This window comes from Clostridium transplantifaecale, from assembly GCF_900626075.1.
Taxonomy (GTDB): Bacteria; Bacillota; Clostridia; order Lachnospirales; family Lachnospiraceae; genus Otoolea; species Otoolea transplantifaecalis.
In genome coordinates, this window is sequence record NZ_UYZY01000006.1 from 130,069 (window position 1) to 154,716 (window position 24,648).

The 24,648-nt window shown below is 48.3% G+C and carries 23 protein-coding genes; 3 read left to right on the forward strand and 20 right to left on the reverse strand.

What is annotated here, in order from left to right; genetic code table 11:
* Window positions 1-37: 37 nt before the first annotated feature.
* The 18 genes from EJL91_RS20210 to EJL91_RS20285 all read right to left on the reverse strand — a co-directional run bounded on the left by EJL91_RS20210 (window position 38) and on the right by EJL91_RS20285 (window position 18,105).
* The gene (locus EJL91_RS20210) at window positions 38-604 is read right to left on the reverse strand and encodes a glycerol-3-phosphate responsive antiterminator (RefSeq protein WP_125143768.1); all 567 of its coding nucleotides are present in this window, start codon (window positions 602-604) and stop codon (window positions 38-40) included.
* 215 nt (window positions 605-819) lie between these two features.
* Window positions 820-972: a hypothetical protein gene (locus EJL91_RS24690; protein ID WP_164516903.1), complete on the reverse strand. Its 153-nt coding sequence runs from the start codon at window positions 970-972 to the stop codon at window positions 820-822.
* Window positions 973-1,476: 504 nt separating this feature from the next.
* Window positions 1,477-1,602, reverse strand: coding sequence for a hypothetical protein (locus EJL91_RS25190; protein ID WP_279230058.1), 126 nt, complete (start codon window positions 1,600-1,602; stop codon window positions 1,477-1,479).
* A gap of 66 nt (window positions 1,603-1,668) precedes the next feature.
* Complete coding sequence (locus EJL91_RS20215; protein ID WP_125143769.1) at window positions 1,669-2,952, reverse strand: TRAP transporter large permease; 1,284 nt, start codon at window positions 2,950-2,952, stop codon at window positions 1,669-1,671.
* Window positions 2,953-3,453 carry a TRAP transporter small permease gene (locus tag EJL91_RS20220; protein ID WP_125143770.1) on the reverse strand — a complete coding sequence of 167 codons (501 nt, stop codon included), beginning with the start codon at window positions 3,451-3,453 and terminating at the stop codon, window positions 2,953-2,955.
* Window positions 3,454-3,654: 201 nt separating this feature from the next.
* Complete coding sequence (gene dctP, locus EJL91_RS20225; protein WP_243125495.1) at window positions 3,655-4,734, reverse strand: C4-dicarboxylate TRAP transporter substrate-binding protein; 1,080 nt, start codon at window positions 4,732-4,734, stop codon at window positions 3,655-3,657.
* A gap of 45 nt (window positions 4,735-4,779) precedes the next feature.
* Window positions 4,780-5,517, reverse strand: coding sequence for a glycerophosphodiester phosphodiesterase (locus EJL91_RS20230; protein ID WP_125143771.1), 738 nt, complete (start codon window positions 5,515-5,517; stop codon window positions 4,780-4,782).
* Window positions 5,518-5,819: 302 nt separating this feature from the next.
* On the reverse strand, window positions 5,820-7,520 hold the full coding sequence (locus EJL91_RS20235; protein WP_125143772.1) for a cation:proton antiporter: 1,701 nt from the start codon (window positions 7,518-7,520) through the stop codon (window positions 5,820-5,822).
* Window positions 7,521-7,612: 92 nt separating this feature from the next.
* A complete protein-coding gene (locus tag EJL91_RS20240) occupies window positions 7,613-8,428 on the reverse strand; it encodes an HAD-IIA family hydrolase (RefSeq protein WP_125143773.1) in 816 nt (271 codons plus the stop codon).
* A 48-nt stretch (window positions 8,429-8,476) separates the two neighbouring features.
* Entirely contained in the window at window positions 8,477-8,839 is a 363-nt protein-coding gene (locus tag EJL91_RS20245; protein ID WP_125143774.1) for a DUF1667 domain-containing protein, read from the reverse strand.
* Window positions 8,839-10,104, reverse strand: coding sequence for an NAD(P)/FAD-dependent oxidoreductase (locus EJL91_RS20250; protein WP_125143775.1), 1,266 nt, complete (start codon window positions 10,102-10,104; stop codon window positions 8,839-8,841). The genes EJL91_RS20245 and EJL91_RS20250 overlap by 1 nt, the downstream gene beginning before the upstream one ends.
* Before the next feature lie 12 nt (window positions 10,105-10,116).
* Complete coding sequence (locus tag EJL91_RS20255) at window positions 10,117-11,541, reverse strand: NAD(P)/FAD-dependent oxidoreductase (protein WP_341467043.1); 1,425 nt, start codon at window positions 11,539-11,541, stop codon at window positions 10,117-10,119.
* Window positions 11,542-11,962: 421 nt separating this feature from the next.
* A complete protein-coding gene (locus tag EJL91_RS20260; RefSeq protein ID WP_125143777.1) occupies window positions 11,963-12,796 on the reverse strand; it encodes a formate/nitrite transporter family protein in 834 nt (277 codons plus the stop codon).
* 181 nt (window positions 12,797-12,977) lie between these two features.
* Complete coding sequence (locus EJL91_RS20265; RefSeq protein WP_125143778.1) at window positions 12,978-14,645, reverse strand: formate--tetrahydrofolate ligase; 1,668 nt, start codon at window positions 14,643-14,645, stop codon at window positions 12,978-12,980.
* A 60-nt stretch (window positions 14,646-14,705) separates the two neighbouring features.
* A complete protein-coding gene (locus EJL91_RS20270) occupies window positions 14,706-15,344 on the reverse strand; it encodes a cyclodeaminase/cyclohydrolase family protein (RefSeq protein ID WP_125143779.1) in 639 nt (212 codons plus the stop codon).
* Between the two features lie 110 nt (window positions 15,345-15,454).
* A complete protein-coding gene (gene ftcD, locus EJL91_RS20275; RefSeq protein WP_125143780.1) occupies window positions 15,455-16,381 on the reverse strand; it encodes a glutamate formimidoyltransferase in 927 nt (308 codons plus the stop codon).
* Between the two features lie 139 nt (window positions 16,382-16,520).
* Window positions 16,521-17,138 (reverse strand): HutD family protein, encoded by a 618-nt coding sequence (locus EJL91_RS20280; RefSeq protein ID WP_125143781.1) that lies wholly within the window; start codon window positions 17,136-17,138, stop codon window positions 16,521-16,523.
* Window positions 17,139-17,157: 19 nt separating this feature from the next.
* Entirely contained in the window at window positions 17,158-18,105 is a 948-nt protein-coding gene (locus tag EJL91_RS20285) for an agmatinase (protein WP_125143782.1), read from the reverse strand.
* A 205-nt stretch (window positions 18,106-18,310) separates the two neighbouring features.
* Between EJL91_RS20285 and EJL91_RS20290 the strand changes: the two genes are divergently transcribed.
* A complete protein-coding gene (locus EJL91_RS20290; RefSeq protein WP_125143783.1) occupies window positions 18,311-18,763 on the forward strand; it encodes an Lrp/AsnC family transcriptional regulator in 453 nt (150 codons plus the stop codon).
* A 236-nt stretch (window positions 18,764-18,999) separates the two neighbouring features.
* On the opposite strand, the gene EJL91_RS20295 is transcribed toward EJL91_RS20290, so the two are convergent.
* Both EJL91_RS20295 and trxB read right to left on the reverse strand, forming a co-directional pair.
* Window positions 19,000-20,421, reverse strand: coding sequence for a C40 family peptidase (locus tag EJL91_RS20295; RefSeq protein ID WP_125143784.1), 1,422 nt, complete (start codon window positions 20,419-20,421; stop codon window positions 19,000-19,002).
* Window positions 20,422-20,434: 13 nt separating this feature from the next.
* A complete protein-coding gene (gene trxB / locus EJL91_RS20300; protein ID WP_125143785.1) occupies window positions 20,435-21,355 on the reverse strand; it encodes a thioredoxin-disulfide reductase in 921 nt (306 codons plus the stop codon).
* 523 nt (window positions 21,356-21,878) lie between these two features.
* Between trxB and ymfI the strand changes: the two genes are divergently transcribed.
* Window positions 21,879-22,610 (forward strand): elongation factor P 5-aminopentanone reductase, encoded by a 732-nt coding sequence (gene ymfI, locus EJL91_RS20305; protein ID WP_125143786.1) that lies wholly within the window; start codon window positions 21,879-21,881, stop codon window positions 22,608-22,610.
* 232 nt (window positions 22,611-22,842) lie between these two features.
* Window positions 22,843-24,636, forward strand: a complete 1,794-nt coding sequence (locus EJL91_RS20310) for a glycerophosphodiester phosphodiesterase family protein (protein ID WP_164516904.1) — start codon at window positions 22,843-22,845, stop codon at window positions 24,634-24,636.
* Window positions 24,637-24,648: the final 12 nt, after the last annotated feature.

Genomic DNA, 24,648 nt, shown 5'->3' on the forward strand with positions numbered 1-24,648 from the left:
TCCTCCCCGTATTTTTTCCGGTTCAGCCGGACATTAGTCAGATAAACCAGGTCTTCTGATTGGTGGAAGAGATGGCCGTGGCCCCCGCTTCGATTGCCCCGATGATATCGGCTTTGTCTGCAATCAGCCCCCCTGCAATAACGGGACATGAAACGAGTTTTGACACTTTTGTGATAATCTTCGGCATCAGCCCCGGAAGAATCTCCACCACATCGGGCTGCACGGCATGGTACTGCTTCCTGATATTATCAAAAGCCATGGAATCAATGACAAAAAACCGGAACACCGTAACTAGTCCAAGCTCCTTTGCCCGCTTGACAATTGCCATCTTCGTGGATATAATTCCATCCGCCATTGTCTCCTGTTTTATAAAGTCCACCGCCACTTCTTTACCCGAAAGGCCTGCGACCAAATCAATATGTACCATCGCCAGCTTCCCGGCATCCTTTATCATCTTCACCATCTGAGGAATCCTGATCAGATCCCCATAGAGAATAAACACAATCTGACTTTCTGATTCAAGGCACTTCTTAAGCCCCTCATCATCCTTGACCGCCGCAATCACCGGACAATCGATTAGTATATCGTTAAATGCATTCCGCATCCCGTCTCCCCCGTCTTCTTTATCTTCTGCCTGCCCTGCCTCAAAGCATGGCACGGAAACCCTATGTACCATCAGCTATTCAAAGAAAAGAGCACTGTAATCGGCAGTGATGCGCACTGTCAATAACCGGCTCCTTTCTCCTGGTAATATTCAATTTCACTCTAGCATATCGCTATGGCTTTGTCAATAAAGAGACCAGGCAGTTGATTATGGATTTAGTTGAGAAATGAGGACGCCGCCTTCAGGCCAGGGGCCGGGGTGGTGAGGGGGATCGATGAGTCTTTCGTCCCGGGCGTCAGGTGATCGTGGGCGGGGAATACGGGCAGAAAAAGTTCCTGCGGGAAACGCTTTCGCTCGTTGGAGTACATAACGGTCACTAACCTCGAAAATACCTCGGTAAGTGCCGATGAACTCCCAGGTTCCCTCCGGAATCTTTTTCTCCCTTCTTCCCCGCAGGAAGGTTATGGCCGGGACGAAAGACTCAGCCAAGACTGCTGCCCGGCCTGCGGCGGCTGATCTGTCCTCTTTCTTCAAGAGGGGAGGCGCTTGTCGCTGCCACTACGTTGCTCTGAATGCCTAAAAACTACATCCTGCTCACTATGAGACTGTGTAGGCTTATAATCTTAGAGTATTTATTCTGCTACTCTTTTTATGCAGACCAGGATGTCATCAGGATATCATCAGAATGTAAAAGAATCATGTCTACATAGTGGCCGCGACAATACCTCTCCCGCACTTGACGAAAGAGACAATCAGCCCCTGAAGCCGGCGGACGGGGCAATAACCTTCGCTGAGTCTTCAGTCCCGCCGACAACCTGCCCGGGGAAGGAAGGAGAAAACTTTCCGAAGGGGACCTTGGAGCCCGCCGGTGCTTAGACGGCGTTCTCTGACGTCTTAGCATCCGCTGTGCGCTCCACAAGCGGAAGCGTGTCCCCGTAGGAATTTTTTCTCCTGGATTCCCCCTCACCACAACCTGCAAACCGGGACTGAAGACTCATATACACCTCCCACACCCCCGTCCGCCGTCTTACAGAGGCGTCCTCGCATCTCAACTAAATCCTCCCTTAATAGAGCAGATTCGGAATAAACATCGTCAGTATCGGCACATAGGTAACAATCACCAGAGCCACCAGAAGGGCAATGATGAACGGTATACACTCTTTTACAAATGTTGTCAGTTCACATCCCGTAATAGAACAGCAGGTGAACATCATCGAACCGAACGGAGGCGTCAGCCCGCCAATCATAATATTGACGATACAGACAAGACCGAAGTGTACCAGATCCACGCCCAGGCCCTTTACTACAGGCACAAGCAGAGGAGCCAGGATAATCAATGCCGCGCCGCCCTCCAGGAACATGCCGAGGAACAGCAGAAGTACATTGATAATCATCAGCATCACATACTTGTTCTGTGTAATGCCGAGAAGCAGGCCCGTCAGCATCTGGGGAATACGCTCCCAGCTCATGTAATAGCCGAACACGTTGGCCGCAACAATGATCAGGACAACCGTGCTGGTTCCCTCGATTGTCTCCCTGAGGACCACCGGAATGTGGGCCGGACGCAGATTCTTGTAAACCAGGGTTCCAATGATAATACAGTATAAAACAGCTACGGCTCCGGCCTCGGACGGTGTGAAAAGACCAATACGGAGACCCAGGATGATTCCGAACGGGAACAGAAGCGCCCAGATGGAGTCAATAGCCTGATGCCAGATTTCTCTGCCCGACGCCCTCTTTTCGCGGCTGGGGGCATAATGTCTTTTCTTGGAAATGAGATGTACCGTAATCATCAGGCAGATCGCCATGAAGATACCCGGCATATAGCCGGCCATGAAAATCTTACCTACCGAAACGCCCGCAATCAATGCATATACAATCAGGTTGATTCCCGGCGGAATAACCGGCGTTACGGCTGAGGATGCGGCTGTGATCGCGGCCGAGAATCCCTTGCTGTAGCCCCTCTTCTCCATCTCCGGAACCAGCATCTTACACTGCATGGCGGCATCGGCGTTGGCGGAACCGGATACGCCGCCCATCAGCATACTGAGCAGTACGTTAACCTGGGCAAGTCCTCCCGGAAGATGGCCCGTCAGCACATCCGCAAAGCTCATCAGCTTGGTACTGATTCCCGCATAGTTCATAATGGAACCCGCCATTACGAAGAATGGAATTGCAAGCAATGGGAACGACTGTGTGCTGGTAATGAACTTCTGTAAAATCAGGTCGGTCGGTGAACCGGTGTTCAGCACTCCGAAATAGAAAAGTGAAGATGCAAATAATGCATATGCGATCGGAATTCCTGAGAAATACAGGATAAATACGATAAGAACCGGTAAAAATGCCATTTACTCTTCCCCCTTTCCAAATGTGCCCGTTTTCATAATCTGCTTAATGTCATTGATTAAATGCCCCACGGAGTAAACTGTGGTCAGGGCGAAACCGACAATCAGCGCCGAGCTGACCCATGCGGATGATACCCCAAGCACTGCAGTCGGTTTTATATAAGACAGGCGCACAAATACTACGCTCAGATAAAAAAGATATCCGTTGGTAAACAGCAAAACAAGATCAACTAATATCCTTACAATATTCCTCATTGTATTCGGTAATTTATTGACAAGTATGTCAACCCCAATATGCATTCCCCTTCTGTAGCCGGCTGCCGCTCCCAGGAAAACACACCATACAAAGCAGCTTGTTGTCACTTCTTCGGTCCAGTAAAGACCGGTTTTCATAAAATAACGTAAAAATACGTTTACAAGGACGAGACTTGTTGTGATAGTAATAAAGATGGAGGCCAATATCTCTTCAAAATGTCCCAGCAGAAACTTCACTGTTTTATTCATACCATTCTTCCTCTCTTTTCAGGAACGCGCGTCACCTCCCGCACCGAACCCGGGCTTCTCCGCCCGCGGCGGGCCGCTTTAGCGGCATAATTCCTCTCCCCCGCAGTGCGATCATGCCCGGAGGGCTTTTTAATATCATAGGAACACTTTTCTATGATATTAAAAAAGGGAGGAGCCAGGCCCCTCCCCTGCGCTATTCCATTATTTTGGCATATTTGCGATTGATTCTCTGAATTTCTCGTAGAGACCCGGAGTAACGTCTTTCATATTCTCATAGATAGGTGCCACTGCTTCTGCAAATGCCGCACTGTCAACTTCGTTGAAGGAAATTCCCATCTCTGTTTCCAGTTTCTGTTTTGTAGCTTCTTCGCCTTCGGAGATGTTCTTAACCATTGTCTCCGCACCCTTTGTAAACTCATCCTGGATAATTGTCTGGTACTCTGCAGGAATTTTATTCCATACATCCACGCTGATGTATGCGCCGCAAACGCCTAAGAGATGTTTTGTAAGAGCCATGTTCTTGGCAACTTCGGCGCTGCCGTTTGTTGCGTATGCGTCAATTGTTCCTTCCAGTCCGTCTACAACACCCTGCTGAACAGCGGAGATTGTCTCGGAGAAAGCAAGCGGTGTTGCAGTTGCTCCCATATGGTTTAAGGTGTCAACATATAACTGGCTGCCTGGCGTACGGATCTTCATGCCTTTTAAGTCTTCCGGTTTTGTGATGACTTTGTTGGTCATAAGGCTTCTGAAACCGAAGATGTAATCAAGGGAGAGGATCTTGATTCCTTTTTCCTCTGCTCTCTTGAACATATCCTGTACTTCCGGTGTTCCAAGAAGATACTCATACTCATCGTAGGAATTAACTAACATCGGTCCTGCCAGGATGTTGAAATCAGGCACATAGTCGCCTAAGTAGGACGGATCCTCTACGGAGATGAAATCGGCTCCGCGGACTACCTGCTCAACGCCATCTTTGTAGGTTGCCAGCTGGCCCTGTGGATAGGTCTGGATCTCGATAGCTCCGTTTGTCTTCTCAAGAATGCTTGCTGCGATGGAATCCATCGTCTTGGTCAGCTGCTCTTCCGGTGCAAAAACATGGCTCAGCTTTAATACCAGGTGATAATCGTCTGCCGGGGCTGCTGCCTCCTGGCTTCCTTCCGCTGCCTCGCCTTCTGCCTTCGGGGCCTGTGTCTCCGCCGGTTTCTTGGAACCGCAGCCTGCCAATGATACGCAAAGCGCAGCTGCTAACGTCAGGCTCAGTACTTTCTTCATTTTTTTCATTTTTCTTCCTCCTTATATCTTAAGGGTTTGTCCCTCAAGTCTCTCTTAGTCCAGCATCTCTTTCCTGATTCTTGTCACGCGGTCCGGATAATTGCCGATGATGGAATCCACCCCTCTTGCGATCATGGTTCTGATATCTTCTTCCTCATTGACTGTCCACGTGTTGATTTTGATGCCCTGGCTCTTTACTTCCGCAACAATCTCTTCCGTCATGTTGTAGAAAATCGGATGAAGACATTCCGCTCCGGTACCTTTCGTGTAGCGGCCTGCGTCTATCAGCCATGTCTCCGTCAGAAGCCCGCACTCCAGTTCCGGACAAAGTTCCTTCATTCTCCGGATGCTGAAATGGTTGAATGATGAAATAATGATTTTCTTCTCCAGACCGAATTCGTGAATCAGCCCGAACACCTTCTTTTCGATTCCCGGATACTCGAAAATCCCTGTTTTTAATTCAATGTTGGTTATGATTGGCGTGTCTTTTACCAGCTCAAAATATTCCCGGAGAGTGGGAATATGCTGTGGTTCACACTGGCCTGCAAATTTGAACGACATATCAAATTTCTTCAGCTCTTCATATGTATAGTCTCTTACATAGCCGGTCCCGTTTACACAGGTACGATCCAGTTTCTCATCGTGGATAATTACGACTTCCCCGTCCTTTGTCAGATGGACGTCCATCTCGATTCCGTCACATCCTTCTGTCTGCACGGCTTTCTCGAAAGCCAGCATTGTGTTTTCCGGATAGTTCCCGCTGAATCCTCTGTGGGCAAAATTCTTTACCATGATACCCTCCTGCAGCTTGCGCTCCTGTTTATTTTCTCTAATCCGACAAATGCCTCAGACCGGACGGCCTGATCCGCCGGTTCCGGAAAAAGAAAAAAGCGGTTCGACTAAAGCAGCTCACTTATGTGAACTGATTATAGTTTGCGCCGCTCTCCAACTCTCTGCTCTTTATTCACTTATCGAATTTATAGTGTAATCTTAACACTATATCAACAAATAAGCAAGCATTTTTGTCGATATCATCCAGTTTTTTTCTTAATCTGTGTCAATTTATGTAAATATTGACAAATAATTAACCATTCTTATTTATTCTTTTTGTTCTGCTTTTTCTTCTTTTTGCGCTTCGATGGTTTGACCTCTTTTTCGATGTCATAATCATCCCGTTCATCTACGCCCTTGCTGTATTCTCTCAGTTCCTCCAGCACGCCATCGACCAGATCGTCGTGTTCTTCGGCATCATCGCCGTCTTCCTGGTCATCGTCTTCCGACTGGCATCCTCCGTTTTCAGGATCATCATCGCAGTCTCCGTCATCTGCACCCTCGGAACCGCAGGAATTTTCTTCCGTTTCTTCTCCCGCATCCACCTCGCATTCAAAGGACGCCTCCCGTTCTTTACACTCGGAAAGAGCCATTTCCGCCGAAACTCCGTCAATTTTTTCACACATATTTTTGCGTTCCGAAACCGGAGCAAGATCTTCTTCCTCATCCTCGGAACTGTCTATGTCCAGGGGAAGTCCCTTCACCTTTTCCAGAATATCGACCGAGGCGTCAATCTCCATCCCCTCTTCTTTACAGTTATCTTCCTTCTTAAAGGCGATACTGCCGGACAGGAACAGAGATGCTTTGGCGCTGACCGGTCCCACCATTTCATAGAGTACGGAGGACGAAAGGATGATAGTCAGCATCAGGTTTCCCGTCTCCGGCGGGAGAAGCCTCTGTCCAAGGAATGCCAGACCGATCGCAACACCGGCCTGTGGGATCAGTGCAAGGCCCATGTACTTTCGGATCTCTTTACTGGTTCCCATTACCAGACAGCTGAAATACGTTCCCAGGTATTTTCCGACAATACGGATAATAAAGTAGGCCACTCCGATGGCTCCCACCGTGGACAGAGCCGTCACATCCAGATTCATACCCGAAACGATAAAGAAAATGGACATAACGGGGGGCGTAAAGTTATTAATCTGCCGGAACAGCTTTTTATCCCTGGTCAGATTGATATATGCGGCCCCAAATACCATGCAGGATAACAACGGGGAAATATTGGCTGCTGCGCAGATGCCAGAAAGCCCGAGCAGCATGGCAATCGCCAGAATCAGACGGTTATCTTTACTCCTGGCCGGAATCAGCAGACGGCTTAAAAAGTAACCGCAGAAGAATCCCAGGAAAATCGCGAGCAGATTCAGCAGGATCGGGATTAAAATGTCGTTGGCGGACAGGGCTCCCGACGCCCTTCCATTGGCAATAGCCGCCACCACACTGAACGCGAGAAGACAGACAACGTCATCCAAAGCCACAATCTGGAGCAGCGTATTGACAAATTCACCTTTTGCCTTATACTGGTTAATCGTCATCATCGTGCTGGCCGGAGCCGTCGCCGTGGCGATCGCTCCGAGAATCAGGGCAAAATCCCAATCCAGATGAAAGACAAACTTTAATATCACTGTCACGAGAACGCCTGCCGTCAGCGCCTCACTGATCGTGATGACGATAATCTTTTTACCGGTTTTCATCAGCACTTCCTTTTTAAAGAATTTGCCGACACCGAAGGCAATAAAGGCCAGCGCCAAATCGCTTACAAACCCCATGGCATCAATCATGTGCTGCGGAATAAAATTCAGGCAGCAGGGGCCGATCAGTATACCTGCCAATATGTAACCGCTCACTTTGGGCAGGTTCAAGGTATTGGTCAGCCTTGTCATGATAAATCCTGCAAATAGTATGATAGAAAGTACAAGAAGCGCTTCTGTCTCCTGACTTAACTGACTTAAAAATTCCTGCATCTTAACTCCCCCTATTTATAGTCTATTGCAAAAAACCGAACTGATTCAACGCCTGCACAGTTTCTGCTCCGCGATACATTACCTGCCGAACATTACAGGAACTGTATCATTTCCCCCAGTGAATCAAAAATAGCATCCGGCTTCACGGAGGACTTCTCCACATCCTCCGGCTTTGTCTCCCCGGTCAGAACCAGAAATCCTTTTGCGCCGTTGTTGACGCCGGTAGCCACGTCCGTATAGATACGGTCTCCGACAAATGCCACCGCTTCTTTCTTCATTCCGGTATGGTCAAGAACCATATCCACTGTTTCTGCAAATGGTTTCCCGAGATATTTGGGCTGCGCTCCCGTGGAAAGTGCAATAGCTGCGCACATGGCTCCGCAGTCCGGTATAAAACCGCCCTCTACCGGACAGTTGATATCCAGGTGGGTTGCCAGAAAAACGGCTCCGTTTCTGATGTATGTACAGGCGCGTTCCAGCTTCTCATAGGTCAGCTCCGTGTCAAATCCAATCACCACCACATCGGGTGTTTTCTCTGCTTCACTTCCCGCCCGGCCGTTCACAAGGCTGATTCCGGCCTTTGTGAAACTCTCTTCAAGCGCTTTTGTACCCATCAGATAAACGTTTTTTCCGCCATAGAATTCTTTCAGATAGCGGATTGTCACATCCCCCGATGTGACAATCTGATCTCTGGTTATATGGCAATCCATCTTCTCTAATTTATGAATATAATTTTCAGGCGCCTTTGATGAATTATTTGTGAAAAACAGGAATTGCTTCCCCGCCGCCTCTACGGCATGTATAAACTCCAAAGCCCCGTCGAGCCTTCTGTCTCCCAGATAGAACGTGCCGTCCATATCAAGTACAAACAGCTTGATTTCTTTCAGTATGTCCCTGTTTCCGGTCATTTCCTGTTCCTCCCGTCTGTTCCTGATGATACGATATGTATGCTGCTGTTAAACCGCCTCCACTGTCTTTGTGGCAATGACAGAAACACCGGTTCCCGCACAGTCCTTGATGATAACGTCGCCCATGTGGACGGGCGCCTTCATTCTGACTGCTCTGATTTCCTTCATGATATCAAAGATTTTTCCCTTCGGGATATCTTCTTTCGTCTTTACGGACGCTCTGGTGAGAGTCCCGCCCTCCACAACAACACTGGAAGTAACGATACGGGTCGGGTTTGTCACTTCCTTTTTGGCATATGCTTCACCCTTTGCGCATGTATTTCCCGTTACGGTAATATTGTCCCCGTCTATCGTAACGCTCACAGGGCAGCCCAAAGGACAGCCGATACAGATCAGATCTCTCTTTTCCATTACTCTACCTCCGTACAAATCACAATCTTCTTTAAATCAGGATAGTTCTTAAAACTGTCTTTTTTCAGAATAACCTGCTCCATCTCTCCGGGGGCAAGGACCTTCTTCTTTCTCTTTGACACTCTCTCATCCCCGTAATATACGGATATGAAGCGGTCCTTATATACGTCGGCCACGCGGAAACGCACTACTACCTGGTCATTCATATTCTGAATATCAAGCGACTGCGGCACGGTGTAACGGACACCATTTACAGCCTCCAGCTTTACTTCTTTTCCCTGGTTCTTGACAGTTCCGTTTTTCACATAATCCGCCGCATTCTTTCCTGCCAGGTTTGCTTCTTCTGAAACATAATCCACCAGGTCATGCACGTGAAGCACATTGCCGCAGGCAAATACGCCCTCTGCTTCCGTCTGAAGATGATCGTTGACATTCGGCCCCGAAGTAACCTGGTTCATGGATACGCCTACTCCCTTTGTCAGCTCATTCTCAGGAATCAGTCCAACGGAAAGGAGAAGTGTGTCACAGGAATAGAATTCTTCCGTTCCCGGAACCGGCTTTCTGTTTTCATCAACCTGGGCGATTGTAATGCCCGTCACTCTCTCTTTGCCATGGATTTCCGTCACGGTATGGCTCAGTTTCAGCGGGATACCGTAGTCGTCGAGGCACTGTACAATATTTCTCTTAAGGCCGCCGGAATACGGCATCAGCTCTGCCACCACCTTCACCTTTGCGCCTTCGAGCGTCATACGTCTCGCCATAATAAGCCCGATATCGCCGGACCCCAGGATAACCACTTCCTTGCCTACGCTGTAACCCTCAATATTCATCAGCCTCTGTGCCGTTCCTGCGGAGAAAATACCGGCCGGACGGTAACCCGGGATGTTGAGGGCTCCCCTCGGACGTTCACGGCATCCCATTGCCAGGATGACGGCGCCGGCCTTAATTGTCGTAAGGCCCTCCTCTTTATTAATATAGGTCACTTCTTTTTCGTTATTGATATCGATTACCATAGTGTTCAGTCTATAGGGAATCTTCTCTTCCATCACCATTTCAATATAACGTGCTGCGTATTCAGGCCCCGTCAGCTCTTCCTTGAATGTATGCAGACCGAATCCGTTGTGGATACACTGGTTCAAAATGCCGCCCAGTACATTATCCCTCTCCAGAATCAGAATATCCTCAACGCCCGCTTTACGTGCTGAAACTGCTGCAGCCAGGCCTGCAGGGCCGCCGCCTATAATTACAATATCATGATGCATCATTTTAAGCTCCTCCTATTTATCACCCTTTAACAGTTCTGAACCGGCTCTGTTTTTACAGATATCTTCCATAGCCATGCCCCGCTCCTTCGCAAGGATTTCCATCGTCCTCGGTGTGCAGAATCCGGCCTGGCACCTTCCCATTCCGGCGCGCACCCTTCTCTTGATTCCGTCCAGGGATACGGCTCCGAGCGGTCTTCTGATGGCGTCAATGATCTCACCCTCACTGATATTCTCACAGCGGCAGATGATAGTGCCGTATTCCGGATGCTCTTTGATAAGCTTTGCCCTCTCTTCTCTTGGAAGCTCCGCTGCTTTGATAAATCCTTTTCTCGTTGCTTTGAAATCTTCTTTTTTCTCTGCTCCCGATGCCTCTGCGATCATTTCGGCCAGATATTTTCCAAGGGCCGGCGCACAGGAAAGTCCCGGTGATTCAATTCCGGCCGCATCGTAGAATCCCTTTGCATCCTCGGCTTCGCCGATGATAAATTCGTCATTCACCTCATGGGCGCGCAGTCCGGCAAAGGAAGTGATTGTCTGTCTGAAAGGAATATTTTTAACGCTTAAAACAGATTTAGAAACGGCCTCTGCCAGTCCCTCCGCTGTTGTAGCGGTAGCCTCTTTATCATCCAAATCAATTGCCGTAGGTCCTACCAGCAGATTGCCGTGGACGGTCGGGGATACCAGGACTCCTTTTCCGTATTTGCCCGGAAGTTGGAAAATGGTATGGGACACATGGTTTCCCGCCTCTTTGTCGAGCAGGCAGTAATCGCCTCTTCTGGGGATAATCTGAAGTTTCTTCTCACTTACCATGTTATGGAATACGTCGGCGTAAACACCGGCTGCGTTTACCACATATTTTGTTTCAATCTCTCCGTCCGCCGTGATCAGCCTGTAGCCGTAATCCGTTTTTTCAATCCGGACCACCTCGGTATTCATTCTGAATTCTACGCCGTTCTCATACGCATTCTCAGCCATCGCGATGGTCAGGCCGAAAGGACATACGATTCCGCCCGTAGGAGCATAGATGGCGGCCACCACCGTCTCACTCACATTCGGTTCCTTGGCCCTCGCCTCATCCCCTGTGATAATCGTAAGGCCCGGAACTCCGTTTTTTACGCCTCTCTCGTACAATGCTTCCAGGGACGGCATATCACTTTCGTCAAAGCAGAGCACCATAGAACCATTGCGTTTGAAATCGAACTGTAAATCCTTAGAAAGCTGCTCCATCATCTCATTTCCCTGTACATTCAGTTTCGCCTTCAGGGAACCGTTGGCCGCGTCATACCCCGCATGGACAATGGCGCTGTTGGCTTTGGAAGTGCCTGAACAAACGTCTTCTTCACGTTCCAGCAGGCAGGTGTGGAGATTATACCTGGATAATTCTCTGGCAACGGAACAACCTGTCACGCCGCCACCGATTACAACTACATCATAGATACAACTGCTCATTTTTCTTCTCTCCTTTTACATTTGTTATGGCGCCGCCGGTCAGAAAACCCGGCAAATCCGCCGCCAAAGGTAACAAAAAGCGCACTTTTCAGACTTTTTACCACCAATAAACAAAAAGAGTAAGGAAACAAAGCGTCCGAAGACACTTGATACCTTACTCTTATCTCTCATAGGCTTTTATTTATTTAACCTTATTTTAACCAATTTATGATTTAATGTCAATATTTATTTAGTTGGGATATGAGGACGCCTCTGTAAGATGGCGGACGGGGCGGAGGCTAGGTGGTTGAGTCTTCAGTCCCGGGCCATAACCTGCCCGGATTCCCCACTCGCGACAACCTGCAAACCGGGACTGAAGACTCACAACCTCCCTCTCACCATCCCGCCCCCGACCGTTCCGGCGGCGTTCTCATTTTTCAACTTGTTTTTTTCCATTATAGATATGCCCAAGCCACATCGCCACGCCGACAAATACACCGCCCAGGATATTCCCGATCGTGACGGGAATTAAATTTTTCACAATGAAATTCCCCCAGGTCAGCATGGACAGGTCGAGGCCTGCTTCGGCTGCTTTTGCCGCGTAAGCCGGAACATGGGATGCGAAGATTCCGGCCGGGATGTAGTACATATTGGCAACCGAGTGCTCAAATCCACAGATAACGAATGAAGCGATTGGAAGAAAGGTTCCGAAAATTCTTCCGCATACGTCTTTGGCCTGAAGGCTGCATAATACGGCAAAGCAGACAAGTACATTGCAGAAGAAAGCCAGAACGACTGCATTGCCTGCCGGCAGTGAGGCCTTGGTGGCAGCCAGCTTCATCGTAAATACGGCGAGTCCGCCGCCGGAGTAATTCATCTGTCCGAAGTATGCGCAGCCAAATGCCACGATAATGCTTCCGATGAAGTTCCCTATATAAACAAACAGCCAGTTTTTAAGCATCTTGGCCACTGTCGTTTCTTTTGCCAGGACGGAAATGCTGATAAGGCAGTTCCCGGTAAACAGCTCTCCTCCCATCAGAACAACGAGTGACAGTCCGGCCGGAAACAGAAGGCCGCAGATGATACGGGCTGTCGAAACGTCCGTAATTGTATGGGCTGCCGTATTGGTGACGGCGGCTCCTAATGCGATAAACATACCTGCCAGTATCCCCAATACCAGCATCTTGAAAATGGATAATTCCGATTTTTTCTTACCGGCGGCTGCAAAATTCATTACAACTTCCGGAGCAGTAAAAAGATTCATAATATTCCTCCCCTGTTCGGCAATAGAAAACCTTAATGGCGCTTTAAATGCCTTCAATTATAAGAAATGACACCGCAGAAAAGAATTTCTGCGGCATCATTCACGTTACACTCTAATCTATACACTGCCTGTATCTGTACTTTTGAATGTTCTTCCAGTCCTTAAAGAACTGATTCGGTTTTTAGAACAGACCGGAAATCTTTCCTGTCTCATCTACATCAATCTTCTCTGCAGCCGGAACTTTTGGAAGACCCGGAAGAGTCATGATGTCGCCTGTGAGGGCTACGATGAATCCAGCGCCTGCGGATACTTTCAGGTTACGTACCGTAATCTTGAATCCACGTGGTGCTCCTGTCAGTTTCTGGTCGTCGGAGAAGCTGAACTGCGTCTTAGCCATACAGATTGGCAGGTTGCCGAATCCAAGCTCTGTCAGTTTCTTTGCCTGTTTCTTTGCAGATGCAACCAGCTCTACGCCTTCGCCTCTGTAAATCTTTGTTACGATTGCATTTAATTTCTCTTCGATGGAGAGGTTCTCGTCGTAGCAGAACTCAAAGTTGTTCTCTGTCTCGCAAAGACGTACTACTTCTTTTGCCAGCTCCTCGCCGCCTTCGCCGCCCTTTGCCCATACTTCGGAAAGTGCCACGTTAACGCCCAGCTCCTTGCACTTGTCAGCGATAAGCTGTAATTCTGCCTCGGAGTCGAATGGGAAACGGTTGATAGCAACAACACAAGGAAGACCAAATACTTTTGTGATGTTCTCTACGTGCTGTAACAGGTTTGGAAGACCTTTCTCAAGCGCTTCCAGGTTCTCGTTGTTGAGCTCTGTCTTAGCAACTCCTCCGTGATGTTTCAGGGCACGTACGGTAGCTACAACTACAACTGCGGATGGTTTGAGGCCAGCCTTACGGCACTTGATATCAAGGAATTTCTCTGCGCCAAGGTCAGCGCCGAAACCTCCCTCTGTTACCGTGTAATCGCCAAGCTTTAATGCCATCTTTGTAGCGATAACGGAGTTACAGCCATGAGCGATGTTAGCGAATGGTCCGCCGTGGATAAAAGCAGGTGTATGCTCCAGTGTCTGAACCAGGTTTGGTTTCAGGGCATCTTTTAACAGGGCTGCCGCTGCGCCTGCTGCCTTTAAGTCGCCTGCCGTTACAGGCTCATCATCGTATGTATAAGCAATGATCATCTTTGCAAGACGCTCTTTTAAGTCTGTGATGTCGTTTGCCAGGCAGAGAACTGCCATGATCTCACTTGCTACGGTAATCTCATATCCGTCTTCACGTGTGAAGCCGTCTACTTTTCTTCCAAGTCCGTCAACGATGTTTCTTAACTGACGGTCGTTCATATCTACAACACGTTTCCATGTGATTCTCTTCGGATCAATGCGAAGTGCGTTGCCCTGGTAGATGTGGTTGTCAAGCATTGCTGCAATCAGGTTGTTTGCTGCGCCGATTGCGTGGAAATCGCCTGTGAAGTGCAGGTTGATGTCTTCCATCGGAACGACCTGGGCATATCCGCCGCCTGCTGCTCCGCCCTTAACGCCGAATACCGGTCCCAGGGATGGCTCACGCAGAGCTACGGTTACGTTCTTGCCAATTCTCTTTAAGCCGTCTGCAAGGCCTACGGTTGTCGTTGTCTTTCCTTCACCGGCCGGTGTTGGTGTGATAGCGGTAACGAGAATCAGTTTTCCGTCTTCTTTGTCTGTGTCTTTTAACAGGTTGTAGTCAACTTTTGCTTTGTAGTTTCCGTACTGCTCTAAGTACTTCTCGTCAATGCCTGCTGCGCTGGCGATCTCACGGATGTTTAACGGTGTTGACTCCTGTGCGATTTCGATATCTGTTTTCATGATATGTTCCCCTCCATCGATTCTATTTTATGTTTTGATTAATAAAGTTCAATATAAATTTTAGTATAACTGATCGGAAAGCTCAGATGCCTTTAAAATCTTCTGCTCGTAAGCGATTGCCTGCTCTTCAAGGCTCTTTACCTTTGCAGCCAGTTCAGCTACGAATGCCTCATCTTTAATGGAACCCAGGTTAATCTTAACATTGAATAATGCTCCGATTACGGCTGTACGTGCCATCATTGCTGCTACAAGGCCGTCTGTTACGGCATTTGTATTTCCTCTGCTTACTACTGCCTCAGCGATTGGGAAAATCTTGTATGCTGTCTCTCCTACGGAAAGCGGAACCTGTGCCGCTGCCTTTAAGCCGTTCTGCATCGCTTCTCTTCTTGCTGCCTTTTCCTCGTCTGTGTCCTTAGGCATTCCGATAGCATCCATGTAAAGGTTGAAAGATGTGCTGTCTTTCTGGATATCTTCTACCAGTTCTTTTCTGATAGCGGCTCCGGCTGCTGCCAGTTCCTTCATCTCACCTTCTACTTCTGCATATTTTGCTTTTCCTACTGTCAGATTTGCAACCATCTCTGCAAGTGCTGCCGCAAGTGCTCCTGCAAGTGCGGATACGCTGCCGCCGCCTGGCGCCGGTGCGTCAGATGCTGTTACGTCTACAAAACCCTCAACTGTTAAATCTTTTAAATCTCCCATTGTGGTATATCTCCTCGCATTTATTCATACTTTCGTTGTACCGCCCCGGCTCAGAGCAGGGGCGGCGTCACTACAAAATCGTTCTTATCAGGCCGCGTCCCGGATTCGGATTATTCCTCTTCCAGTAAACGGTTCTCCATAACCTGTTTGTCAGCATCGAATGTCATCGGGCCGAAGCTTGCAAGCTGTAAGTAGTACTCAGCACAGTCAATCAGAGCCTGCATTGGTACAAGACCTACTAATTCGCTCTCTAATACGGAAACGCCGTAGCGTTTTGCTTCCATCTTGATTGCTTCGAATGCACGGTAAACGGATGTTTTTGTGTAATCTGTCAGGTTCATGGAAACCTGTGCAAGGTTTCTGTCATCCAGCATGATACCGATAGCTTTTACATAACGGTAGCCGCCGCCGATGTGACGGATTCTCTTTGCGATCTGGTTTGCAATCTCAAGGTTTGGTGTGTCAAGGTTTACGTTAAATGCTACGAGCGGCATTCTTGCGCCAACTGCTGTAACACCTGCTGTAGGATGGATTGTTTCCGGTCCGAAGTCCGGTGCCCACAGTTCTTTGTCTTTCATCTTCTCAGCCATTCCCTCGAACTGTCCCTTACGAATCTTTGCAAGGTTCACTCTGTGAGGAGCTGAAGCGGAATCTTCATATAAGAAACACGGAATACCATATTTCTCAGCAACTGTCTTAGCTACTTCTTTTGCTACTGCATCTGCTTCTTCTACGGTTGTGTTACGGCAAGGAATGAATGGAACTACGTCAACTGCGCCCATTCTAGGATGCTGTCCTTCGTGTTTGGTCATATCAATTAACTCAACTGCTTTTCCAAAGGAAGCAACTACGGCATCGCGCAGTTCATCCGGCTCACCGATAACAGTTACAACACATCTGTTGTGGTTCGGGTCTGTCTGGTAATCTAAGAGCTTAACTCCTTTTTTACCTCTGAAGCAGTCAACGATCTGCTCCACCTTCTGCAGGTCACGGCCCTCGCTGTAGTTCGGTACGCATTCAATCAGTTTGTTTCCCATGATAATGATCCTCCTCTGTTTTAATAGTGATAAATAATAGTGATAGTGATATATATAATGGTGATATATATTATAATGAATCTATTATAGCTTATTCTGTGTCATTCAGGATAAGCCTGAGATAATCTTAACTCTTTTCTTACTGGAAGTGGACGGCCGCCACAACGGCCGCTACGGCCGTCTTTGCGGAACATGACCAGCTGGCCCCGCCGAAGCTTCCGGTCAGTTTCATCGTATCTCCGGTTTTCAGAAGGTACTCACTTCCGTTCTCCAGTGTAATGGCAAGTGTTCCTTTATAGCAGTAAACCATAACTGCTTCGTACTCCGGCATCTCAAAAGTAAGGATACTGCGCAGGTCGCAGCCTTCTCCCTCTTCCATGCGCAGCGGAACCACATGTCCGGCGCACTGGCCTTTCCGTAACATCAGGTTAAAATCAATGACTTTGCCTTTGCTAACGGTCTCATCTTTGCCGTCAAAGGCATGCGGTGTAAATTCCGGCAGGTCAATCCAGTTGTCGTTGTTATGTGAAAGACTGATGTCGCCCTTCAGTGTCATAATAATGCGGTCATAATCGGGAAGGCATGTGAAATCACTCTCTTCCAGTTCCACGGTGGCTGAACTCAGCCTCCACATGAAATCTCTGTCTGCGTAAACACTGCCTTCCGGTGCAATGGAAAGTTCGGTTGTCATTCCGCCGCTCCACTCCGTCGTCTTATAATCTTCTTTGTGTAACAATTCCGCCTGGTATTCTGCCATAGCCTTACCCCTCTCCTGTTTAACCCTTGTCTGTTTGTTTTTGTTCCTCTATCTTGGCGAACACATGCATCATCATCAATGACGCGAGCCGCAATGTAATTCCCGACGGGTCAAACATCGGATCCACCTCCACGAGGTCGGCTGCCACGATTTTTCCCATCTTTGCGATACCGTCTATGATGTCGCATTCCTGATTATAAAAAAGTCCTCCGGGCAGCGGTGAAGCAACTCCCGGTGCGATGGACATATCAAATCCATCGATATCTATTGTAAGAAAATAATTCTTTGCTTTTGGTATCTTTGCCAGAACGCCTTCTACGCCAATCTCTTCGGCCTCGCGTGCCGAGATGAGAACACTGCCGTATTTCCTGGCATCGTCAAAATCTGATTTTCTGCTGCTTCCCATACCCCTTAAACCAATCTGTGCCATCGGCCCGATATGGTCCATCTCCGACATACGCCTCATCGGGCTTCCGTTGCCGGTTTTCAGAGGTCCGACATGGTCGGTCCAGTCGAGGTGGGCGTCAAACTGTATTACGCACACTTCCTCACCCAACTCCTCAAGCGCTTTTCCTACCGGAATGGAGATAGAGTGGTCGCCTCCCATAATAACGGGAACGGCTCCTTTTCTGATTATCTTCTTTACACTTTCCGTTACATTAGCGAAGGTGTAATTGAAATCGCTATGTAGTACATCGACGTCCCCACAGTCTACAATCTTTAAAGGCGCTGCAAGTCTCTGCTTACCGCTCTCAAAATCATAGTATCCCGTCTTCCCGCGGCCATACTGGGTGGATGCTTCCCTGATTCTTCTCGGGGCCAGCCTCGCGCCGCTCATAAAACCTACCGCAAAGTCAACAGGTACCCCCAATACCGCTATATCCGCATCAAGTTCATCAAGGTCGGTACAAATCGGATATTTGCCAAAAGAACAGATACCCGTAATAGGTAAATTCAACGGCTCCATGAGACATCTCTCCTCTTTTAATATTGTACGATAATTTTAACAATATTACACCGTTGTGTAAATATCTTTCCGTTTGCAAAACTATTCATTCTCTAAAATTCTTATTTCAATTTTGCCCAACCGCTTTACAGAAAGTCTTTACTTACCAATTTTTATCATGTATAATGAGACTTTAGGGGAACTATTTACAGAAAGGGGAAGAGGCATGGATAATACAGATATCAAGATCATTAATATTCTCCAGGATAACTGCAAAACTTCAACCCGTGAAATCGGACAGATGGTAGGACTGACCGCTCCGGCTGTAGCCGAAAGAATAAACCGTTTAAAAGATGCAGGGGTTATTGAAGGATTTCACGCGCAGATTAACGAAACTCTTTTGGGAAGCAACATTTCAGCGTACGCGCTTGTGAACGTCCCGCCGAAAGAATACGAACCATTCTGCAGATTCTGCGAAAATGATCCTTCTATCGTTGAACATCATCATATAGTCGGCTTAAATAATGTACTGATTAAAATGCGCGTAGGCAATGCGCAGGAATTGGAGGTGCTCCTTGAGCAGATCCGCAAGTACGGTCTCTCCAACACCTCAATTCTACTTTCTACCTACTTCAGGCAGAAAGAATTTTCTCCGTTAAGCGGAGTCAGGCTCGACTGATTTCACCAGATATGAAATAAATAACAGAAATTAAAACTTCAAGCCATGCAGGACAGTACCTACTGTTTTGCATGGTTTTTTAGATCGGCGGTAAAAATGGCAAATTGTTGCGGCAAGTAGTTTCAGCGGAATGTACGCGCTTTTCCATAAAACAAAAGCGGCGGAAAGCTAAATTCGCTTTCCGCCTGATAACCAATATATCTATGTACATCTTCTCTTCTATGGATTTTCCGTTATCAATCCAGGAACGATACCGCTTTACACGGCGTACGGTAATTGGACGATGTAATCGTAATACCCGTAGTAGGGGTGCTGGAGTGGATTACCTGGCCTCCGCCTATGTACATGGCAACATGGTTTATATAATTGCCGCTGGCATAGAACAGCAAGTCTCCCGGCTGTACGCTGCTAACCGAAATCTCACGTCCTTTGGCCGCCTGATCCCTGGAGCTTCTTCCCGTTGTGATTCCAAAGTGGGCGTATACTCCCTGTGTAAATCCGGAACAGTCCGCGCCGTTTGTCAGGCTGGTTCCTCCGTAAACATACGGATTGCCCAGGAACTGTTTCGCATAAGCTACAACAGCAGACCTTGTTGCGGAAGTGACCTCGCTCGATCCGCCGCCAGGGCCTTTGGCTCCTGAATCCCCGCCTCCGGGGCCTTTATTACTTGCGGCCTTCGTCGTCTCAGGCGCTTTGGTTGGCGCTTTGGTTGTTTCCGGCGCCTTAGTCGGGGCGCTGTCCGGATTCGCCTCTATCGTTCCGTTGTAAGATGTCTCAGGCGCTTTCGCCGCCGGCTCTGCCTTGGTTGTCTGCTTCGCTGCTTCCGTTGTCTGCTTGGCAGCATCCTTCTTGGCATCCTCCATCTTCTTTATCGCATCCTCCGCATCTTTCTTAAGCTTTGCGGCCTCGGCTGCCTTCTGCTGTTCCTCCTGTGTGGAGACTGCCTGGTTAAATTCCACCTTCACATCGATATAATCTTTAAACACATAGCCAACCAGGTCGTTATCAACGGATATCTTATAAAAATCTCCCTCTTCCCCGATTACTATGTATTCCGCATCTGGTGACAGCAGATCGAGGGTCCTGCTGTCCAGGCCGGGCTTCTCGCGCAGCCTCAGCGTGCCGGTGCTGGCAACGCGGGCCTTCTGGGTTCCCACCTGCCTGGCGATCGATTCCGCCTCCGAGCCTGTTATAAAATACTGTGACTTAATATATCCTTTTACACTGCCGGACTGAATCTGGTACCACTTTCCGCCTTCCCCATCCACGGTGGAAAGAATCGTGGCGGCACAGTTGTTATAGATTTTCCCCACCACGGCGCTTGCCGTGTTGGCCTCCGCCCTTACATTGACATAATTACTGACACGGGAAATCGCCACATTGTCATATGCTGACTTGGATGTGGCTTTTACGACCGGTACTTCTCCGTCACGGGACGATGTGGCTGCCTGAGCCAGTTTCTCATCCGAAGAGAAGGCCTGGGCCAGCTCCTCCTCCGGGTTCAGGCTTCCTGCATAGTAATTATTAATCGCTACCGACGCGCCCGCCACCGGGGAATCCGTCTCAAGATTCATTGCGGCTTCCGATGAAAACGCCATCCCGCTTGCAAAAAGCAGGCAGGCGGACGACATCATCAGTATCTTCAAACCCTTTTTCATGTGAAACTTCCCCCTAAATCATGGTAAGATAGCTCTGAGCGCTGGTAATACAGTTCGCTCCGTCAGCTGCTGCCGTTATAACCTGTCTGAGTGCTTTCGTCCTCACATCCCCGGCGGCATACACGCCGTCCACCGATGTCTTTCCGTCCTCGCCGGCTACAATATATCCGTGCTGGTCCATCTCTACCTGTCCGGAATACTGCTCACTGTCAGGCTCGATCCCCACGGCTATAAACACGCCGTCCACCTTCAGTCCGCTCTTCTCTCCGGTCTTTTTATTTATGAGCATTAATGACTCTACTTTGTCTTCTCCTTCTATCTCATCCACTACCGTGTCCCAGATCACTTCCACATTATCTAAGGACAGCAGTCTGTTCTGCAGGCTCCTGGCGCCTCTCAGCTCATCCCTTCTGTGGATCAGATATACCTTACTGCACATCCTGGCCAGGAATATGGCATCTTCTAATGCCACATCACCTCCGCCGATAACAGCCGTTACCTTATTCTTAAAGAATGCTCCGTCGCATGTTGCACAGTAGGAAACCCCGGCTCCCGTCAGGATTTCTTCACCCTTCGCCCCCAGTTTTCTGTGGTGGGCTCCCGTGGCAATAATCACTGTCTTTGCAAGATACGTATCATTCTCGCAGACGATCTTCTTCACGTCTCCGCCCAACTCGGCGGCCATAACGGTATCCTCTTTAAATTCGGCTCCCAGCTTGTCCGCATGTTCTCTCAGTTTCATTCCGAGATCAAAACCGGAAATTCCCGGAAGGCCGGGATAATTATCTACTTCATATGTGTTGAGGATCTGTCCCCCGCTCATCATATTTCTCTCAATCACCACCGTGTCGAGCTCTGCTCTCTGCGCATAAACGGCGGCGCTCAATCCTGCCGGTCCTGAACCGATAATGATCAAATCATGGATTTTGTCCATCTGACCGTCCTCCATTCGTCCTGATATTTTAGTCTGTTACACAAAAACCCGCGGAACAGCGCCGTAGATTCACTGTTTCCTTCATTAAAATAATATCGGATTTTTGCTTTTTCTGAATTTTATCCAATGACCAGGCATATCCCACTGGGACTCTGGTTTTTCTGTATTCTCTTCTAACTATTATCTTCCGTTTTCAGCCATTTTAAATATGGCTTTTAAGCTTACTTTTAAGTATACCACATCTTTCCAGCACCGAACAGATATTTTATATGGAAACTTCTTACATTTTTTGCAATAATTAGCCAAAGACGGCTTATGGCCGTGACTGAAGACGTGCAAGGTGCCGCCATTCCAAAGCCATTCCAAAAGCCTGCCTGGGGATGACTTTTTTCCAAATACGTGATAAAATAATCTTAACCTGAATAAGGAAACTTGCTGCCGGGCATGGGATAAACCATAACTGCTTTCCGATGCCGTTCACAGTGAATATCCCGCAGGGTATTCTGTCAAAGGAGTTGATTTTATGCCAAGAAAAACTGTATTTGTCACCGGCGCTTCCCGGGGAATCGGAAAGGCCATCGCGATAAAATATGCCAAAAAGGGCTACAATGTGATCATTACCTGCATCCACCGACGTGAGCAGCTTCTTCAAACGGAGATGGAAATCGAGGATTACAACGTGGAATGCCTGACCTGGGTAGGGGATGCAGGGGACTATGCCTCCTGCGAAGAACTGTTCCAAAAGATTAAAAAGCAGTTTGGAACACTGGATGTACTTATTAATAATGCAGGCGTTTCATATATTGGTCTGCTCCAGGACATGAAACCGGAGGACTGGGACCGTATCATCCGCACCAACCTGACCTCCGTATTCAACTGCTGCCGACTGGCCGTTCCCATGATGCTTCAGAAACAGCAGGGTAAGATCGTCAACATTTCTTCTGTCTGGGGTGTAAGCGGCGCTTCCTGCGAGGTTGCTTATTCCGCAACCAAGGGCGGAGTCAATGCATTTACAAAAGCGCTGGCTAAAGAACTGGCCCCAAGCAACATCCAGGTCAATGCCATTGCCTGCGGCGCGATCGACACTGAAATGAATCATTTCCTGCACAGGGAGGACCTGCTGAATCTGATAGATGAAATACCTGCCGGACGGCTCGGAAAAGCGGAGGAGGTAGCGGATTTGGCTTATCATCTCGGATATAAGGAATCTTATCTGACCGGACAGATTATCGGACTGGACGGCGGATGGATTTAACAAAATAGCAATTGACAGGAGCAGCCTGTGATGGGATGAAACGATAAAATTACACTGCAAGAAATTCCTGCTGCCATTGAAGGTGCCACTTAGTTATCGGTATGATGATTGAGGGGCGCCTTTTTTGCGCATATTAATAATGCTGTCGTCCGGAAAACAACCCATAGTTCTGCCCAAGCAGCGCTTGGAGAGGCACATAAACAGCGGATTCGGGAAAAGGGAGACTTTAATTATGAGCAAAAATGAGCAGGTATTTACCGGAGCCTTCAATGTCGTTTTTCAAAACTGGAGTACATTATTCTGTTTCGAGATGATTTATCGCGGAACGGCTGCCACTCTCCTGTTCCCGCTGCACCGCTATCTCCTTGCCCTGCTCCCGGGACTTGCAGGAGAGGCTTATCTTGGCCAGGAAAATATCGCATCCGTTTTTCATCACCCTGCGGCCCTGTTGCTTCTTATCGCCATAGCACTCATGACGGGGCTCTATATCTTCTTTGAAATCACGGCTCTGTTTATTTGTGCAGAAAAAGGATGGAGGCGGGAACAGATTTCAGTCTGGGAACTATGGCATGAAACTGTGGTTAAGTCTGTGGGGCTGATTCGTCTCAACCGCCTGCCGGTGTTTCTAATGCTGCCTTTTATGGCTCTCTCCGTTTTTGCTGTCCTCAGCGGGTATTTGCGTATGGTAAAGATTCCTGAATTTGTTATGGATTACATTAAAACTGCTCCGCTGCTTTTGATATTTTTCACAGCAGTGGTTGTTTTCTGCCACATTATCCTGTTTCTATACATTTTTGGTGTTCCTCATCTTCTTTTTACCCAAAAGTCCTTTGCCGCTTCCTGGAAAGAGAGCCTTAAAATGCTGCATGGTAAGAAGCTGCGCACTGCCGGGATACTTTACGGTTATATTCTGCTGTTCATTTTAGCGCGTGCTGCAGCTTTAGGAGCCGGAATCTTTCTGATTTACGGAGGCGTCCGCCTCTCATATCCGAATCTGAAGACTGCAGAATACCAGTTTCAGCTTCACTTCCGCTCCTTTCAGGAAGTCGAAAGCATTGCCGCCGGCGCCCTGATCTCAGCTTTTCTCTGTGCCGGTATTGTAGTGCTTTATCATCAATACCGCAAAAACCGCCGCCCGGATAAAAAGCCTCAGCCCATGACGTTGTGCCGGACAACGCTGCGCGTATGCGCAGCATTAGGTACGCTCTCCCTTCTGATTATTTTCAGTGAGTCTGAGCTGGGCGGCAGAATAATCTTCCCTGAAATTGTCACCACCCGCGTCGTCGCCCACCGCGGCAGCGCGGTCGTTGCCCCTGAAAATACCATAGCTTCACTGCTGCAGGCGGTCAAAGACGGAGCAGAAATGGCTGAAATTGATGTCCGGCAATTAAAGGACGGAACACTGATATTAATGCACGACGCTAATTTCAAACGAACAACAGGTGTAGACCTGAACGTATGGGATGCTGATATTGAGATGGTGCAGCGCTTAGATGCCGGTTCCTTCTTTTCCCCTGATTTTGCAGGAGAACCGGTCGCTACCTTAGAAAACGTTCTTTCTGAGGCAAACGGCCGCATTGACCTGATGATCGAACTGAAACCAACAGGCCGGGAACAGAATTTGGTGAGGGAAACGCTTTCACTGATACAGAAGCATGATATGGAGGACCAGTGTGTAATTGCCTCTATGGATGCCGGTCTTCTAAACCAGGTAAAATCATCGGCCCCCGGGATACAAACAGTGCTTATCTCCGTCCTGCTGCTCACCGAAGAGTATAATCTAAAAGATGTGGATGCCTTCAGCGTGGAAACCACTTCCTTATCTCCGAGTATGGTAGTGCAGGCACACTTACTTGGGAAGCAGGTGTATGCATGGACGGCAAATTCAAAGGAAAACATCAACAAGATTCTTAACTGCGGGGCCGACGGTGTGATAACAGACAATCCACTGCTTGCGCGTTCCTGTATCGAGCAGATTGGCCGGAATTTTTTTATGGAAGAGCTTACGGAACTTCTCTTTCCTTAAAACCTGTATTTT